The 15,717-nt window shown below is 64.6% G+C and carries 17 protein-coding genes; 14 read left to right on the forward strand and 3 right to left on the reverse strand.

Annotated features, from left to right (window positions below):
* Positions 1 to 21: 21 nt before the first annotated feature.
* The 10 genes from C1N62_RS02920 (at position 22) to rbsK (ending at position 10,756) form a co-directional block, all read left to right on the forward strand.
* Entirely contained in the window at positions 22 to 768 is a 747-nt protein-coding gene (locus C1N62_RS02920; RefSeq protein WP_137762215.1) for an SDR family oxidoreductase, read from the forward strand.
* Between the two features lie 241 nt (positions 769 to 1,009).
* Positions 1,010 to 2,152, forward strand: coding sequence for a glycerate kinase (locus C1N62_RS02925; protein WP_137762216.1), 1,143 nt, complete (start codon positions 1,010 to 1,012; stop codon positions 2,150 to 2,152).
* A gap of 503 nt (positions 2,153 to 2,655) precedes the next feature.
* Positions 2,656 to 3,477, forward strand: a complete 822-nt coding sequence (locus tag C1N62_RS02930; protein ID WP_137762217.1) for a DeoR/GlpR family DNA-binding transcription regulator — start codon at positions 2,656 to 2,658, stop codon at positions 3,475 to 3,477.
* 121 nt (positions 3,478 to 3,598) lie between these two features.
* A complete protein-coding gene (locus tag C1N62_RS02935; protein ID WP_137762218.1) occupies positions 3,599 to 4,582 on the forward strand; it encodes a substrate-binding domain-containing protein in 984 nt (327 codons plus the stop codon).
* A 2-nt stretch (positions 4,583 to 4,584) separates the two neighbouring features.
* Complete coding sequence (locus tag C1N62_RS02940) at positions 4,585 to 6,123, forward strand: sugar ABC transporter ATP-binding protein (protein ID WP_137762219.1); 1,539 nt, start codon at positions 4,585 to 4,587, stop codon at positions 6,121 to 6,123.
* A gap of 115 nt (positions 6,124 to 6,238) precedes the next feature.
* Positions 6,239 to 7,159: an ABC transporter permease gene (locus C1N62_RS02945; protein WP_240775758.1), complete on the forward strand. Its 921-nt coding sequence runs from the start codon at positions 6,239 to 6,241 to the stop codon at positions 7,157 to 7,159.
* Between the two features lie 20 nt (positions 7,160 to 7,179).
* Positions 7,180 to 8,208, forward strand: a complete 1,029-nt coding sequence (locus C1N62_RS02950) for an ABC transporter permease (protein ID WP_137762221.1) — start codon at positions 7,180 to 7,182, stop codon at positions 8,206 to 8,208.
* A gap of 33 nt (positions 8,209 to 8,241) precedes the next feature.
* Positions 8,242 to 8,913, forward strand: a complete 672-nt coding sequence (alsE, locus tag C1N62_RS02955; protein WP_137762222.1) for a D-allulose 6-phosphate 3-epimerase — start codon at positions 8,242 to 8,244, stop codon at positions 8,911 to 8,913.
* A 14-nt stretch (positions 8,914 to 8,927) separates the two neighbouring features.
* Entirely contained in the window at positions 8,928 to 9,836 is a 909-nt protein-coding gene (gene alsK / locus C1N62_RS02960) for an allose kinase (protein WP_137762223.1), read from the forward strand.
* Positions 9,833 to 10,756 (forward strand): ribokinase, encoded by a 924-nt coding sequence (gene rbsK / locus C1N62_RS02965; RefSeq protein WP_137762224.1) that lies wholly within the window; start codon positions 9,833 to 9,835, stop codon positions 10,754 to 10,756. Before alsK ends, rbsK begins: the two co-directional genes overlap by 4 nt.
* 4 nt (positions 10,757 to 10,760) lie before the next feature.
* Here rbsK and C1N62_RS02970 read toward each other — a convergent pair whose 3' ends face one another.
* A complete protein-coding gene (locus C1N62_RS02970) occupies positions 10,761 to 11,369 on the reverse strand; it encodes an HD domain-containing protein (protein WP_137762225.1) in 609 nt (202 codons plus the stop codon).
* A gap of 164 nt (positions 11,370 to 11,533) precedes the next feature.
* On the opposite strand from C1N62_RS02970, the gene C1N62_RS02975 reads away from it, so the two are divergent.
* Entirely contained in the window at positions 11,534 to 12,193 is a 660-nt protein-coding gene (locus C1N62_RS02975; protein WP_137762226.1) for a hemolysin III family protein, read from the forward strand.
* Between the two features lie 51 nt (positions 12,194 to 12,244).
* Here the strand turns inward: C1N62_RS02975 and ygfZ are convergent, their stop codons facing one another.
* Positions 12,245 to 13,237 (reverse strand): tRNA-modifying protein YgfZ, encoded by a 993-nt coding sequence (ygfZ, locus tag C1N62_RS02980; RefSeq protein WP_137762227.1) that lies wholly within the window; start codon positions 13,235 to 13,237, stop codon positions 12,245 to 12,247.
* Positions 13,238 to 13,463: 226 nt separating this feature from the next.
* On the opposite strand from ygfZ, the gene sdhE reads away from it, so the two are divergent.
* Together sdhE and C1N62_RS02990 are read left to right on the forward strand one after the other, a co-directional pair.
* Complete coding sequence (gene sdhE, locus C1N62_RS02985) at positions 13,464 to 13,730, forward strand: FAD assembly factor SdhE (RefSeq protein ID WP_137762228.1); 267 nt, start codon at positions 13,464 to 13,466, stop codon at positions 13,728 to 13,730.
* The gene (locus tag C1N62_RS02990; protein ID WP_137762229.1) at positions 13,711 to 14,151 is read left to right on the forward strand and encodes a protein YgfX; all 441 of its coding nucleotides are present in this window, start codon (positions 13,711 to 13,713) and stop codon (positions 14,149 to 14,151) included. Before sdhE ends, C1N62_RS02990 begins: the two co-directional genes overlap by 20 nt.
* Before the next feature lie 17 nt (positions 14,152 to 14,168).
* Here the strand turns inward: C1N62_RS02990 and fldB are convergent, their stop codons facing one another.
* Positions 14,169 to 14,687: a flavodoxin FldB gene (gene fldB / locus C1N62_RS02995; RefSeq protein WP_137762230.1), complete on the reverse strand. Its 519-nt coding sequence runs from the start codon at positions 14,685 to 14,687 to the stop codon at positions 14,169 to 14,171.
* Between the two features lie 74 nt (positions 14,688 to 14,761).
* Here fldB and xerD point away from each other — a divergent pair, with 74 nt between their 5' ends.
* Entirely contained in the window at positions 14,762 to 15,712 is a 951-nt protein-coding gene (gene xerD / locus C1N62_RS03000) for a site-specific tyrosine recombinase XerD (protein ID WP_137762231.1), read from the forward strand.
* Positions 15,713 to 15,717 lie beyond the last annotated feature (5 nt).

The raw sequence follows: 15,717 nt of genomic DNA on the forward strand, positions 1-15,717 counted from the left end.
GCCTTTTTTATGGAGGAAAAGATGGAGAGAGTGGCATTGGTGACCGGCGGCAGCCGGGGCATTGGGCGCGCCACGGCGCGGTTGCTGGCGCAGGAGGGCTACCGGGTGGCGATTAACTACCGGCAAGACCACGCGGCAGCGGCGTCGCTGGTGGCGGAGATTGTGGCGGCCGGTGGGACGGCGCAGGCGTTTGCCGCCGACATCGCCGAGGAGGCGCAGGTCATGGCGCTGTTCGCGGCGGTGGACGCGGCCTTCGGCCCGCTGACGGCGCTGGTCAATAACGCGGGCATCCTGTTCCAGCAGGCGCGGATTGAGGAGCTGGATGCCACGCGCATCAACCGCGTGCTGGCCACCAACGTCACCGGCGCGTTCCTCTGCTGCCGCGAGGCGGTGAAGCGCATGGCGCTGCGCCACGGCGGGCGCGGCGGGGCAATTGTTAATGTCTCGTCGGCGGCGGCGCGGCTGGGCGCACCGGGTGAGTATGTGGACTACGCCGCCTCCAAGGGGGCGCTGGATACCCTGACCACCGGCCTGTCGCTGGAGGTGGCGGCGGAGGGCATCCGCGTCAACGGCGTGCGCCCCGGTTTCATCTACACCGAGATGCACGCCGACGGCGGCGAGCCGGGCCGGGTTGACCGCGTCAAGGCGCAGTTGCCGATGCGGCGCGGCGGCCAGCCGGAGGAGGTGGCGGCGGCCATCAGCTGGCTGCTCTCTGACGCCGCCTCCTACGTCACCGGCAGCTTCCTCGATCTGGCTGGCGGCAAGTAGCGGTCTTGGGCAGATGCCTGAAAAAGTGCCGGTCGTTGGCGGGTAATCCTGTTCATCTGCCTGATGTGTCGCGTGGCGGTGCTTGCCTATACTGCGCCGTCCGCCGGAGGCCCGGCGGCGATTTGCTATGCTGAAAGCGTAGCGCATGAGCGGGCCTGCCCACTGCCACCCCCGGCAACCGGCAGGCGCAATGGGGCAGGCAACTCCTGCCAACAGACAGGATGTGGAGGGAAGGGCAGAGATGAAAATCGTCATTGCACCAGATTCTTATAAAGAGAGCCTGAGCGCGCTGGAGGTGGCCAACCAGATTGAGGCGGGCTTCCGCGAGGTGTTCCCGCAGGCCGAGTATGTGAAGCTGCCGGTCGCCGACGGCGGCGAAGGCACGGTGGAGGCGATGGTGGCCGCCACCCACGGGCGCGTCGTCAAGGTCAAGGTCACTGGCCCGCTGGATAAGGAGATTGAGGCGTTCTACGGCCTCTCCGGCGACGGCGACACCGCCTTTATTGAGATGGCCGCCGCCAGCGGTCTGGAGCAGGTGCCCGCCAAACAGCGCAACCCGCTGCACACCACCAGCTACGGCACCGGCGAGCTGATCCGCCACGCGCTGGAGCAGGGCGTGCGCCACATCATTATCGGCATCGGCGGCAGCGCCACCAATGATGGCGGCGCGGGCATGGTGCAGGCGCTGGGCGCGAAGCTGCTGGATGGCAACGGCCAGCCCATCGCGCGCGGCGCGGCCGGGCTGGCGGATCTGGATCGCATCGACGTAGGCGAGCTGGATGAGCGGCTGAAGGCGTGCCGCATTGAGGTGGCCTGCGACGTCACCAACCCGCTGACCGGCGACAAGGGGGCCTCGGCGGTGTTCGGCCCGCAGAAGGGCGCGACGCCGGAGATGGTGAAGCAGCTTGACGGCTATCTGGCGCACTACGCGCAGCTTATCCAGCGCGATCTTCAGGTCGAGGTCGATCAGGTGCCGGGCGCGGGCGCGGCCGGTGGCATGGGCGCCGGGCTGCTGGCCTTCTGCGGCGCGGATCTGCGCCGGGGCATTGAGATTGTCACCGAGGCGCTGGGGCTGGAGGCACTGGTCAAGGACGCCGATCTGGTGATCACCGGCGAGGGGCGCATCGACAGCCAGACCATCCACGGCAAGGTGCCGATTGGCGTGGCACAGGTGGCGAAGCGCCACGATAAACCGGTGATCGCCATCGCTGGCAGCCTGACCGCCGATGTCGGCGTAGTGCATGAGCATGGGCTGGATGCGGTGTTCAGCGTGCTCTATACCATCTGTAGCCTCGACGAGGCGCTGGAGAACGCTGGCGACAACGTGCGCATGACGGCGCGCAACGTCGCCGCCACCCTGAAACTGGCGCGCGGCCTGCACTGATTGCCTCTTCTGACGCCTGCCGTCCCCGGCAGGCGTCACCTTCCTGAAAAATTACACTCCCTTGTCCTGATTGCGGATTAACCGCGCCACGCCCGCCTGTGCCGTTTTCCCTGCTTGCTGCGCCTACAGGCCTGCCGATATGTTAAATCGCGATCTTTTTATTAACCGGTTTACCTGGCGTCGCTGCGCGATTTTTGCTCTTTTGGTAGGGGTGCCACAGACAAAAACGGTCATTTCCACAGAAACGGTCAGTAACGGTCAGCGGGACGGGTGAGGGAATGTGACCGTTTGCAAATTTGCCTCCGCTGGCGAGACGCCAAAAGGGGCGTTATCTGCACGCCATGCCTCAGATCAGTTCTTTAACATTTCATTAGCTTTCTCTTTTTTGTGCGAAATATCACAGCCGGTCGCGGACGCCCGATTCGCACCGGTGGCTTTGACCGTCGGCGCAAAACCATTCCGGTTAAGCCCGTATCTTAAAAAACATCAGGAAGGAGAAGACCATGCTGCCTGCAGAACGCCATCGCTTTATCGCCGACCTCCTCAGCCAACGGGGGCGGGTATTGGTTCATGAAGTGGCCGCGCTGTGCCAAATCTCACTGGAGACCGCACGTCGCGACCTGACGCTGCTGGAGAGAAAGGGCGTGCTGTTGCGCAGCCACGGCGGCGCAATCTACTTAGACAGTCCGGGGCCGGAGAAGCGCACCCTGCCGGCGCAGATTGAGCAGGGGGAGTCATTCCGCCAGCGCAGCAACGAGTCGCCGGAGGCCAAAACGCGCATTGCCAAGCGGGCGCTGGAGTTTATCTCGCCGGGTGACTGCCTGTTGCTGGACAGCAGCTCCACCAGCTGGTTCCTGGCCCGGCAGTTGCCGGACATCGAGCTGGTGGTGCTGACCAACTCGCTGCACATCATCCAGACGCTGGCGGTGAAGGCCAATGTGCGCACCATCGGCCTTGGCGGCGAGTACTCCGCCAAGTATGAGGATTTCATCGGCGTGCTGGCGGAGCAGATGCTCAAGGAGTTCGTCATCAACAAGATGTTCTTCTCCTGCCACGGCCTCAGTCTGGAGGGGGGGATCCGCGAGAGCAACGAGCACCACGCGCGGCTGAAACAGCAGATGCTGCTGGCCGCCGAGCGCAAGTTCCTGCTGGTGGACGCCAGCAAGATTGGCCGCCGCTCCTTTGCCCGCATCTGCCACTACCGCGAGATCGACACGCTGATCACCGACCGGCTGGTGGACGAGGAGTTCCGGCAGGAGCTGGCCTGGAACAACGTCAATGTGGTGGAGGCCGCGCCCGCCAACCGGCGGCGCGGCGAGCCGTAGGGGTGTGCGCCAAACACCTGACCGTCTGTCCCAATAACCATCTGTCCAATAACTGTCTGTCCAATAACTGTCTGTCCAATAACAACAAGTGGCGTGGAGCCACCCTGAAGGAGAGAACACCATGAAGAGATCTGTACTGGCCTGCCTGTTTGCCACGGCGCTGCTCTCTGTGTCAGCGCATGGCGCGGAGAAGCTCCGCATGGGCGTGGTGGTCAAGATTGGCGGCATCCCGTGGTTCAACGCGATGGAGGCCGGCATCAAGAGCGAGGCCGCCAAGCGTGGCATCGACGCCTGGCAGGTTGGCCCGACCGCCGCCGACCCGGCGTTGCAGGTGCGGGCGATTGAAGATCTGATCGCGCAGAAGGTGGATGTGATCGGCGTGGTGCCGAACGACGCCAAGGTGCTGGAGCCGGTGCTGAAGCGCGCGCAGGCGGCGGGCATCAAGGTGATTGTGCATGAGTCGCCGGGGCAGCAGTACGCCGACTGGGACTTTGAGCTGGTGGACGCCAAGGTGCACGGTATCAACCACATGAAAGCGCTGGCCGCCTGCATGAAAGAGCAGGGCAAGTACGCGGTCTACGTCGGCAGCCTGACGGTGCCGCTGCACAATTTGTGGGCCGACTCGGCCATCAACTACCAGAAAGAGCACTACCCGAACATGCAGATGGTGGCCGACAAGTTCGGGGTGGCGGAGTCGCTGGATGAGACGCTGCGCACCACCAACGACCTGATGGCCAAGTACCCCGACCTGAAGGGCATCGTCGCCTTCGGCTCGCAGGGGCCAATCGGTGCCGGTCGCGCGGTGATGAACCGTGGCAAGACCAATGATATCTGCGTCATCGGCCCGTTCAGCCCCGGTCAGGGCGCGTCGCTGGTCAACCGCGGTGCCATCAAGGGCGGCTACATCTGGAACCCGATGGTGGCCGGTGAGGTATTTGTCCGGCTGGCGGACATGATGCAGAAGGGCGAGAAGATCACCGACGGCATGACCATTGAGGGCATGGGTCAGGTGAAGGTCGATGAGGCCACCCACACCATTCTGGGCAACGAAACCGAAAGCCTGGATAAGACCAACCTGCCGAAACTGGTGAAAATGGGGCTGTAACCATGGCGATCTCCGAGACACTCCCAACCGCAACGCCCGCCGCGCCCACCGTCGGCCAGCCGCTGATCGACGTGCAGCACCTGTCGATGACCTTCGGCGGCCACCGGGCGCTGGATGAGATCTCCCTGACCCTGATGCAGGGCGAGGTGCACTGTCTGGCCGGCACCAACGGCTGCGGCAAAAGCACGCTGATCAAGGTGATCTCGGGGGTCTACCAGCCGGATGCCGGCTGCCGCATCACCCTGAATGGCGAAACCTTCCGCCGGCTGACGCCGGATCAGGCCCGCGCCTTCGGCATCCAGGTGATTTACCAGGATCTGTCGCTGTTCCCCAACCTGACGGTGGCGGAGAACATCGCCTTTGAGCACAACCTGCATGGCCTGCTGGGCTGGTTCCGGCCCGGCAAGCTGCGCGCCACGGCGCAACGCATTCTTGATGAGCTGAACTTTACCCTCGATCTCGACAGCAAGGTGTCGGAGCTGCCGATCGCCCAGCGCCAGCAGGTGGCCATTTGCCGCGCGCTGGTGGCCGACGCCCGGCTGGTGATCATGGATGAGCCGACCGCCTCGCTGACCCGCACCGAGGTCAACCAACTGCTGCGCACCGTGCACTACCTGAAGGGGCGCGGCATCAGCGTGGTGTTCGTCAGCCACCGGCTGGATGAGGTGCTGGAGATCTCCGACCGCGTGACGGTGATCCGCGACGGCAAAAAGGTCGGCACCTTCCCGGCCAGCGAGGTGAGCAGCGCCCGCCTGACGGAGCTGATGACCGGCCTGACCCTCGACTACCGCCTGAAGGCGGCCAACCGCCACAACCCGCGCGTGATGCTGGAGGTGGACAACCTCAGCCGCCCCGGCCAGTACCATGACGTCAGCTTCAAACTCCATCAGGGCGAGGTGCTGGGGCTGTGCGGCCTGCTCGGCTCCGGCCGCACCGAGCTGGCGCTCAGCCTGTTCGGCATGACCCGGCCGGAGAGCGGCAAGATCTACCTCGACAGCAAGCCGGTGCGCTTCCGCAGCCATGAGGACGCCATCAAGGCTGGCATCGGCTACGTCTCGGAGGATCGCCTGACGCTCGGGCTGGTGTTGCAGCAGTCGGTGGCCGACAACACGGTGCTGGCGATCCTCGACCAGCTGCGCGGCCGCTTCCACCTGATTGATGAGTACCGCAAGAACAAGCTGATCATGCAGTGGATCGAGCGGCTCGGCGTCAAGGTGAATGACCCGGAGCAGGCGATCTCGACGCTCTCCGGCGGCAACCAGCAGAAGATCGTGCTGGCGAAATGGGTGCTGACCCAACCCAAGATTTTGATCCTCGACTCGCCCACCGTCGGCGTGGATGTCGGTGCCAAGGCCAGCATCTATCAGCTGATCCACCAGCTGGCCGACGAGGGGATCTCGGTGCTGCTGATCTCCGACGAGGTGCCGGAGGTCTACTTCAACTGCGACCGGGTGCTGCACTTCAGCGAAGGCAGCGTCATCGGCGAATACCTGCCACACGGCATCAGCCAGCAACAACTCGCGGAGGCGGTCAATGCTTGACATCAACTCACACCTGCCGAAGAGCGTCCCGGCCCGCCGCGTCGGGCCACACGGCCTGCGCCGCCTGCTGCCGCGCCACAACGAGGGCTACCTCGCGTGGGTGGTGCTGGTGGTGATGGTCACCTTCTCGCTGCTCAGTGACCAGTTCCTCACCGTGCAGAACCTGCTCGACCTGACCGAGAGCTATGCGGTCAGCGGCATCTTTGCCCTCGGGCTGTTCGTGGTGCTGGTGACCGGCGGCATCGACATCTCCTTCGCCGCCGTCGCCTCGGTGGTGCAGTACCTGATCGCCTCGCTGTTCCTGCATCTGGGGCTGACCAGCCCGGTGCTTAGCATCGCGCTCGGCATCGGCGCGGGGATGCTGCTCGGCATGTTCAACGCCCTGCTGATCTACGGCCTGCGCATCGTCTCGATCATCGTCACCATCAGTATGCAGGCGCTGCTGTTCGGCATGCTGATGTGGCTGACCAACGGCCGCAGCCTGTATGACCTGCCGGAGTGGTGGACGCTGCCGCGCAGCGTGCTGCCGTTCAGCCTCGGCGACCAAAGCTACCAGATCGGCCTGCCGCTGGTGGTGATGCTGGCGGTGGCGCTGCTCACCTGGCTGCTGCTCAACCGCACCCACCTGGGCCGCCAGCTATTCGCGATGGGCGGCGATCAGGAGTCAGCGCGCCGCATCGGCATCCGCGTCGGGCTGCTGCACCTGTTCGCCTATGGCTACCTCGGCGCGATGGCGGCGGTCGGCGGGCTGGTGCAGGTCTACCGCGTCGGCGAGGTGGTGCCTAACGCACTGGTCGGCGGCGAGCTGGACGTGCTGGCGGCGGCGGTGCTGGGCGGGGCCAGCCTCAACGGCGGCAAGGGGAGCGTGGTGGGCACCCTGATGGGGGTGTTCCTGATCGGCATGTTGAAGAACGGCCTGAACCTGATCGGCGTCTCCAACTACTTCATGAATGTGGTGATTGGCGTGGTGATTGTCGCCGCCATCACCGTCACCCACTACAAAAAACGCAAAGAGACGGACGTCGGCTTCGTCTGATGGCCAGCGCGGGAGAGCTTATGTTTACGCGGATCAAAAAAGTGGATAGCACCACCCAGGGGCTGCTGCTGTTGCTGGTACTGGTGGTGGTGGGCTTCAGCGTGGCGCTGCCGGGGCGCTTCTTCAACGGCGGCACCTTTATGAGCATCGCCTTCCAGCTGCCGGAGCTGGGGCTGCTGACGCTGGCAATGTTTATCCCGATCCTTAGCGGCGGCCTGAACCTGGCGATCATCGCCACCGCCAACCTCACCAGCCTGCTGATGGCCTGGGTGTTCCTCACCTGGATGCCACCGGAGGCCGCGCTGGCGCTGCAGGCGCTGTGGCTGGCGGTGGCTCTGGTGGGCGCGATGCTGCTGGCGATGGTGATTGGCCTGTTCACCGGCGCGCTGGTGGCCTACGTCGGCGCGCACCCGATTCTGGTGACGCTGGCGACCATGACCATCGTCAACGGCCTCGGCATCTACCTGACGCGCGGTGCGGCCCTGAGCGGGATGCCGGAGATTGTGCGCTACATCGGCGCGGAGACGCTGCTCGGCGTGCCGGTGCCGCTGATCCTGTTTCTGGTGACGGCGCTGCTGCTGGCGCTGTTTTTGGAGAAGACCCGCCTCGGCAAGACCATCTACATGAGCGGCAGCAACATCAACGCCACCCACTTCAGCGGCGTGAACACCCACCGCGTGCTGATGGCGATCTACATGATCTCCAGCCTGCTGTGCGTGATCGCCGGGCTGGTGATGATGGCGCGCTTCAACTCGGCGCGCATGGGCTACGGCGACTCCTATCTGTTGCTGACCGTGCTGGCGATCATCCTCGGCGGCACCGACCCGTTCGGCGGCTTTGGCCGCGTCAGCGGCGTGGTGCTGGCGCTGGTGGTGCTCCAGGTGATTGCCACCGGCCTCAATTTGCTCAACGTCAGCCCGCACTTCAGCCTGGCGATGTGGGGCGCGGTACTGATTCTGGTGCTGGCTGGCAAGTTCTTCCGCCAGCGTTACCAGCAGCGGCGTGCGGCGCGGCTCAGCGCCCTGCGCGCCCGGCAGGCACGCCCCTGATTCTTTTTTCCCCTTAACCTCAGGATACGGACCATGGACTACAAAATTTCGCCCTCGCTGATGTGCATGAACCTGATGGAGATCCGCCAGCAGCTGGCGGTGCTCAATCGCCGCGCCGACATGCTGCACATCGACATCATGGATGGGCACTTTGTGAAAAACATCACCCTGTCGCCCTTCTTTATTGAGCAGATCCGCCCGCACACGCCGCTGGTGCTGGACGTGCACCTGATGGTGGAGCACCCGACCGACTTTATCGTGCCGATTGCCGAGGCCGGGGCGGACTTCATCTGCCCGCACGCCGAAACCATCAACCGCGACGCCTTCCGCGTGATCAACCAGATCCGCTCGCTTGGCAAAAAGGTGGGCGTGGTGCTCAACCCGGCGACGCCGGTGGAGTACATCCGCCACTACATCCACCTGCTGGACAAGATCACCGTGATGACGGTCGATCCCGGCTACGCTGGCCAGCCCTTCATCCCAGAGATGCTCGGCAAGATCCGCCAGTTGCGCGACCTGAAGCGCGAGCAGGGCCACCGCTACCTGATAGAGATTGATGGCTCCTGCAACAGCCGTACCTACCACGACCTGATGGGCGCGGGCGCGGAAGTGCTGATTGTCGGCACCTCCGGGCTGTTCAATCTGGACAGTGATTTGGATGCGGCGTGGGAAAAGATGCTCGATCAGATGCGCCAGGCGGCGTAAACGCGGAGAGGCGTATGCAGCAATTTCTTGGGGTCGATATCGGCGGCACACACACCCGCCTGATGGTAATGGATGAGCAGCAACGCTTTAGCGGCTACCGCAAAGTGCCGACCGCCAGCTGGGCGCGGCAGGCCGATCCATTGCAGGGGCTGACAGAGCTGATCGCCGCCGCGCGGCCAGACGGGCCGCTGGCGCGGGTGATGCTCGGGCTGCCCGGCATTCTGTCACGCGACCGGCGGCAGGTGCTCTCGCTGCCCTTCATCCCGGCGCTGGACAACCAGCCGGTGGCGGCGCGCCTCAGCCAGGCGCTGGGGGTGGAGGTGGCGATGGACAAGGACGTCAACCACCTGATGTGGTGGGACTTAACCCGCCTGCCGCAGCTGCCGCGCGTGGCGGTCGGGGTCTACCTCGGCACCGGCATGGGCAACAGCCTGTGGCTGGAGGGGGCGTTCTACCACGGCGCGCACGGGGCCGCTGGCGAACTGGGCCACATGCCGTGGCCGGGCGAGACCACCGCCTGCCGCTGCGGCAACATTGGCTGCGTGGAGAGCGTCACCGCTGGCCACTGGCTGGCGGACTGGGCCACCGCCCACGCCGCGCAGACGCCGATTGGCGAGCTGTTTCTGCACCACGCGGCGCACCCGGATTTGCAGGCGTTCATCACCCGGCTGGCGCAGGCGATTGCCGCCGAGATGAACATCCTCGACCCGGAGCATCTGGTGCTGGGCGGCGGGGTGCTGGCGATGCCCGGCTTCCCGCAGGCGGCGCTGATTGCGCAGATCCGTCGCCATCTGCGCGCGCCACAGCCGGCCGGCGGGCTGGCGATCACCCTGAGCGACGTCACTGACGAGACCGGCTGCCGTGGTGCCTGTCTGGCCGCCGCGCGTGACCTTTCCTTTGCCGGCAGCAGGAGGCAGGCATGAGCAATAAAGTGTGTGTGTTTGGATCGTTCAACCTGGACATCGTCGCGGGCATGGCGCGCTTCCCCCAGCCGGGCGAGTCGCTGATTGCGCGCAACAGCATGATGGGCGCGGGCGGCAAGGGGGCCAACCAAGCGATTGCCGCGCTGCGCGCCGGTGCGCGCGTCCACTACATCGGCAAGGTGGGGCGGGATGATTTCGGCCAGTTCGCCCGCCGCCACCTCGACAGCGCCGGTTTTGATGCCGTGACGCTGTTCACCACCGGCGAGCGGCCGACCGGCAACGCGCTGATCTACGTGGCGGGGGAGGATGCGGAGAACATGATCGCAGTAGACCCCGGCGCGAACCTGACGGTCAGCGAGCAGGAGATTGATCAGTGCCGCCCGGCGATTGCCGCGGCCGACATCCTGCTGACCCAATTGGAGAACAACTTGCCAGCGGTGGAGCGCGCCATCGCGCTGGCGCGTGAGGCGGGCACCTCGGTGATCCTCAACCCGGCGCCGTTCCAGCCGGTGCCGGACGCGCTGCTGCAACAGGTTGACCTACTGACGCCCAACGCCACCGAGTGCTCGCTGCTCAGCGGCGTGACGGTGACGGACGTGGCCTCGGCGCGTGAGGCGGCGGCGGTGCTGCACCGCAAGGGGATTGCGCGGCTGATCGTCACCCTCGGCACCCAGGGGGCGCTGCTGTCGCTGGAGGGGGAGACCACGCTGGTGCCAGCCTGCCGCGCCACGCCGGTCGATACCACCGGCGCGGGCGATGCCTTCAACGGCGCGCTGGCGGCGCAACTGGCGGCCGGCAGTGGGCTGGCGCAGGCGGTGCGGTTTGCCACCGCCTATGCGGCGGTGTGCGTCGAGCGGCCGGGGGCGGCGGCCTCCATGCCGAGCCACGCAGAGGCGCTGGCGCGACTGCAGGCGGGGTAGGGGGTTACTTCAGCCAGCCCTGACGCTGGGCGTCTTGCAGGTGGCCTTCCAAATGCCGCCACAGCTCCGGGTGGATCTCGCCGATGAAGGCGTTGCGGCTCAGCACCTGCTCCAGCCGGATGCCATTCTCCACCCAGCTCTGCCCTTGGTTATTGAGGTTCATCAGCACCGGCAGGACGCGGTCGATTACTAGCGCGAAGCGCGCCTCCGGCGTTTCGCCCGCCTCATACTCCTGCCACAGGCCGAGGAAGCGCTCGCGCTGCGGCGACGGCAGCAGGCCAAACAGCCGCTGTGCGGCAGCCTGCTCCTGTTCCTGTACCGCGGCGCGGCCCGCCAGGTCATACACCAGCACGTCGCCCGCGTCGATCTCCACGATGTCATGCAGCAGCGCCATCTGGATCACCTTCTGCACGTCCAGCCCCTCGTCGGCGTAGGGAGCCAGCGTCATCGCCGCCACCGCAAAGTGCCAGCTATGTTCGGCGGAGTTCTCCTGCCGGCTGGTGCCGAGCACCTTGGTGCGGCGCTCTACGGTTTTCAGCTTGTCGATCTCCATCAGGAATTGGAACACCTCGGTCAGGGAACCGAAATCCAGCGCACTCGAAATCAATGACATACACACTCCAGGTCGGACGGCAAAAATGTGATTATTCCGTTAACACTTGGTTGTGACAAGGTCTCACCGATTTTTTGTCAGCTTACACGTGTACTCTGGAATGGTTCTCAGTTACCCTGCAAAGGCGACCCATTTCCCCTCTCTGCCGTGAAGGAACCCAGCGCATGCGTTCAACCCCACCCGCAATTTCCCGTTCTGTTCCCTACCCTTGGGCCGAGGAGCTGGCCAACAGCCTCAGCCACGGCGTTGGCGTAATCTTTGGCATCGTCGGGCTGGTACTGCTGCTGATGCAGGCGCTGCATGAGGGCGCGGGCGCCGTGGCGCTCACCAGCTACAGCCTGTATGGCGGCAGCATGATTTTGCTCTACCTGGCCTCGACGCTCTACCACGCCATTCCGCACCACCGGGCGAAGTACTGGCTGAAGAAGATTGACCACTGCGCCATCTACCTGTTGATTGCGGGCACCTACACCCCCTTCTTGCTGGTGGGGCTGGACTCGCCGCTGGCGCGCGGGTTGATGGCGGTAATCTGGGGGCTGGCGCTGGTCGGCGTGCTGTTCAAGCTGGCGTTTGCCCACCGCTTTGAGGCGCTGTCGCTGGTGACCTACCTGACGATGGGCTGGCTGTCGCTGATTGTCATCTACCAGCTGGCGCGGGCGCTGCCGGTGGGTGGGGTGGCGCTGCTGGCGATTGGCGGGGTGATCTACAGCCTCGGCGTCATCTTCTACGCCTCGCGGCGCTGGCGCTTTGGCCACGCCATCTGGCACGGCTTTGTGCTCGGCGGCAGCGTCTGCCACTTTCTGGCGATCTATCTCTACGTGTAGCAGGCGAAAAAAAACGGGACCAGAAGGCCCCGTTTTTTATGCTGGGGAGCGTTACTTCTCCTCCACCAGCGAGTAGGGCAGCGGCTGGATGGCAAGCGCGCCATTGGCGTCGTCGCGCACGCGGAAGCGGCTCTCCGGTGCCTGATCGTTGTTCATCACCACCTGTACCCAGACCGTGCCGTCATTCAGCTGTACCGCCGCCAGCACCGTACCGGTGCGCCGCCAGTTCTCGCCCATCTGCAACTCCAGATCCTCGCCAGCGGCTGGCACGCGGCTGGCCTGACCCGCCAGCCAGTAGAGCGCGCGCTTGTTCGCGCCACGGTACTTGGCGCGCGCCACCATCTCCTGCCCGGCGTAGCAGCCCTTGCTGAAGCTGATGCCCGCTGGCAGCGCCTGCAAGTTGGTGGCCTGCGGGATGAACTGCGCGCTGTTGGCGGTATCAATCACCGGGTAGCCCGCCTCAATCTCCAGCGCCAGCCACTGCTGGCTGTCATTGAACTGCGCCTCGCCGCCCAGCTTGTCCATCAGTTCACTCGCCTTATCGGCGCGGGTGACCAGCAGGAAGCGCTCCGCCGGCAGGGAGAAGTGCAGCAGCGTGGAGTCGCCCTGCTGCACCACCGGCCGCTCGGCGGTCGGCAGTTCGTCAAACAGCCCGGCCAGTGCGGCGCGCGCCTGAAAACCGGCCACGCCGAGCAGCGCCGCCTCATCATCCGCGGTAAAGGCCACTTTGGAGAACACCGCGTACTTCTTGATCTCGGCCAGCTGGCTGTCACGCACGCTGCGGCGCTCCAGATAGGCCCAACCCTCGCCATGCGGGAACAGACGCAGGTTGCTCCACATCTTGCCCTTGGCGTCACAGTGCGCGCACAGCGTGTGCTGGCCAGCGAGCGCGGCCACGTCAGCGGTAACCTGGCCCTGCAAGTAGGTCACCGCGTCAGCGCCGGTGACGTTGACCAGCGCCCACTCCTCAAGGGAGATCAGGGTCAGGGGCAGATGGGACGATGCCGAGGGCTTTTGCGGGGGAAACGGGGTGTGATACGCCATAGTGGATTCCTGCCAGTAGGGTGCCGTAAGTGTTGCTTAATGGTAAAAGAGGCGCGGGGGATTGCAACAGGAATTCGTGGCATCCCGATCGCAACCCCTTGCCAATCGGTTGTCGGGTGCCGCCTCTTTTTTCGCACTGCGCCGAATTGTTAAGCCGTGGTGCGTGCAGAGTGATAAAATCGGTTTAAACTGATGAACGTCTTTGAAATAAAGGTCGGTAAAACACATGGATATTAACAATAAGGCCCGCATTCACTGGGCATGTCGCCGCGGTATGCGCGAGCTGGACATCGCCATCATGCCGTTCTTCGAGCATGAGTACGACACGCTGTCTGAGGCCGACAAAACCCTGTTTGTCCGCCTGTTGCAGTGCGATGACCCGGATCTCTTCAACTGGCTGATGAATCACGGCGCGCCGCAGGATGAGGCGTTGCAGCGCATGGTTACCCTGATTCAGACGCGAAATAAAGCCCGTGGCCCAGTGGCGATGTGATCTCCGCGTCTCCTGGCGTACCCAGATCCTCTCCCTGTTGCTGCATGGCGGCCTGATCCTGCTGGTGCTACTGGCCCCCTGGCCGGAGGGCTACACGCTGGTGTGGCTGGCGCTGCTGGTGCCGCTGGTGTTCCAGTGCATCCGCAGCCAAAAGCGCATCTCGGCCTGCCACGGCGAGATGGTGTTCCTGTCGCCGCAGCGCCTGCGCTGGAAGCAGCGGGAGTGGGAGTGTGTCGGCTCGCCTTGGCTGTTGCGCAGTGGGGCCATCATGCTGCTCAAGCCGCTGGCTGGCGCAGAGAGCCTGCCGTTCTGGCAGCGCCGCCGCCAGCGGTTTTGGCTGGCCTCTGACGCGCTGTCGCCAGAGGCATGGCGCCACTTCCGCGCCTACATGCAGAGCGGCGCGGGGCAGGGGGAGGCGTAGGGACTGACGGCAGTTCACTACAGCAGCGGTGCCATCTCCTGGAGGATCTGCTCGCACCACTGCTGGATGCGCTCATCGCTCAGCTCATACTGGTTCACGTCATCCAGCGCCAGCCCGACGAAGTGCTTGCCATCGGGCGTCAGCGGTTTCGGACTGGAGAACTCGAAGCCCTCGATGGGCCAGTAGCCGATAAAGTGCACGCCCTTGGGTTTGAGCTGATCGTGCAGCATCCCGAGCGCGTCCAGGAACCATTCACCGTAGCCGGCCTGGTCGCCCATGCCATACAGGGCGACAATCTTACCCTTCAGGCTTAGGGTCACGAGTTGGTTCCAGACCGCCTCCCAATCCTCCTGCAACTCGCCAAAATCCCAGGTCGGGATGCCGAGGATCAGCACCGGGTACTCCTCCATCAGCTTGGGATCGGCATCGCGCAGGTTATGCAGATCGACCAGCTCCTCGCCCAGAATGTCACGGATCTTCTCCGCTGCCATCTCGGTATAACAGGTGCTCGAACCGTAAAACAGACCAATCTTCATTTTATGTTGCCATCAGGTTACAGAATTGGAGATAAGCTGAGTGTATCAGATTTGCTCCACTATTTTGCCCTACGATGAGGCATAATGACGGCCGAGATCACTTCACTCCGGGAGCCAGCGTGACACAGCTTGAGCATGACCACAGCCTGATTGAACAGTTCCTCGACGCCCTGTGGCTGGAGCGCAACCTGGCGCAAAATACGCTCGATTCCTACCGCATTGACCTGCACACGCTGGCGGCCTGGCTGCACCACCACCAGAGCGGCCTGCTGGCCGCCGACACCCCAGCGTTGCAGGCGTTTCTGACGGAGCGCGTCGAGGGCGGCTACAAGGCCAGCAGCTCGGCGCGGCTGGTCAGCGCCATGCGCCGCCTGTTCCAGTACCTCTACCGGGAGAAGCAGCGCACCGATGACCCGAGCGCGCTGCTGGCCTCGCCCAAGCTGCCGCAGCGGCTGCCGAAAGACCTGAGCGAGGCGCAGGTGGAGGCGCTGTTGCAGGCACCTAGCCCCGAGAACCCGCTGGAGCTGCGCGACAAGGCGATGCTCGAGGTGCTCTACGCCACCGGGCTGCGCGTCTCGGAGCTGGTGGGCCTGACCCTGAGCGATGTCAGCCTGCGTCAGGGCGTGGTGCGGGTGATCGGCAAGGGCAACAAGGAGCGGCTGGTGCCGCTCGGCGAGGAGGCGATCCACTGGCTGGAGAACTACCTGGAGTTTGGCCGCCCGTGGCTGCTGAATGGCCAGACCCTCGACATCGTGTTCCCCAGCAACCGCAGCCAGAAGATGACGCGCCAGACCTTCTGGCACCGCATCAAGCACTATGCGATTCTGGCTGGCATTGACAGCGACCGGCTCTCGCCCCACGTGCTGCGCCACGCCTTTGCCACCCATCTGCTGAACCACGGCGCGGATCTGCGTGTCGTACAGATGCTGCTGGGCCATAGCGATCTCTCCACCACGCAGATCTACACCCATGTGGCAACGGAACGGCTGAAGCAGCTTCATCAACAGCATCATCCCCGCGCCTGAGCGGC

Origin of the sequence: Nissabacter sp. SGAir0207, assembly GCF_005491205.1 — a bacterium.
In the GTDB taxonomy this organism is placed as follows: Bacteria; Pseudomonadota; Gammaproteobacteria; order Enterobacterales; family Enterobacteriaceae; genus Chimaeribacter.

Excerpts from the sequence above, each read along its gene's own strand:
- C1N62_RS02920 (WP_137762215.1), top strand. The coding sequence starts at position 22 with ATGGAGAGAGTGGCATTGGTGACCGGCGGCAGCCGGGGCATTGGGCGC.
- C1N62_RS02950 (WP_137762221.1), top strand. The coding sequence starts at position 7,180 with ATGTTTACGCGGATCAAAAAAGTGGATAGCACCACCCAGGGGCTGCTG.
- xerD (WP_137762231.1), top strand. The coding sequence starts at position 14,762 with ATGAGGCATAATGACGGCCGAGATCACTTCACTCCGGGAGCCAGCGTG.
- C1N62_RS02925 (WP_137762216.1), top strand. The coding sequence starts at position 1,010 with ATGAAAATCGTCATTGCACCAGATTCTTATAAAGAGAGCCTGAGCGCG.
- C1N62_RS02940 (WP_137762219.1), top strand. The coding sequence starts at position 4,585 with ATGGCGATCTCCGAGACACTCCCAACCGCAACGCCCGCCGCGCCCACC.
- alsE (WP_137762222.1), top strand. The coding sequence starts at position 8,242 with ATGGACTACAAAATTTCGCCCTCGCTGATGTGCATGAACCTGATGGAG.
- ygfZ (WP_137762227.1), bottom strand. The coding sequence starts at position 13,237 with ATGGCGTATCACACCCCGTTTCCCCCGCAAAAGCCCTCGGCATCGTCC.
- sdhE (WP_137762228.1), top strand. The coding sequence starts at position 13,464 with ATGGATATTAACAATAAGGCCCGCATTCACTGGGCATGTCGCCGCGGT.
- alsK (WP_137762223.1), top strand. The coding sequence starts at position 8,928 with ATGCAGCAATTTCTTGGGGTCGATATCGGCGGCACACACACCCGCCTG.
- fldB (WP_137762230.1), bottom strand. The coding sequence starts at position 14,687 with ATGAAGATTGGTCTGTTTTACGGTTCGAGCACCTGTTATACCGAGATG.
- C1N62_RS02975 (WP_137762226.1), top strand. The coding sequence starts at position 11,534 with ATGCGTTCAACCCCACCCGCAATTTCCCGTTCTGTTCCCTACCCTTGG.
- C1N62_RS02970 (WP_137762225.1), bottom strand. The coding sequence starts at position 11,369 with ATGTCATTGATTTCGAGTGCGCTGGATTTCGGTTCCCTGACCGAGGTG.
- C1N62_RS02945 (WP_240775758.1), top strand. The coding sequence starts at position 6,239 with ATGGTCACCTTCTCGCTGCTCAGTGACCAGTTCCTCACCGTGCAGAAC.
- C1N62_RS02935 (WP_137762218.1), top strand. The coding sequence starts at position 3,599 with ATGAAGAGATCTGTACTGGCCTGCCTGTTTGCCACGGCGCTGCTCTCT.
- rbsK (WP_137762224.1), top strand. The coding sequence starts at position 9,833 with ATGAGCAATAAAGTGTGTGTGTTTGGATCGTTCAACCTGGACATCGTC.
- C1N62_RS02930 (WP_137762217.1), top strand. The coding sequence starts at position 2,656 with ATGCTGCCTGCAGAACGCCATCGCTTTATCGCCGACCTCCTCAGCCAA.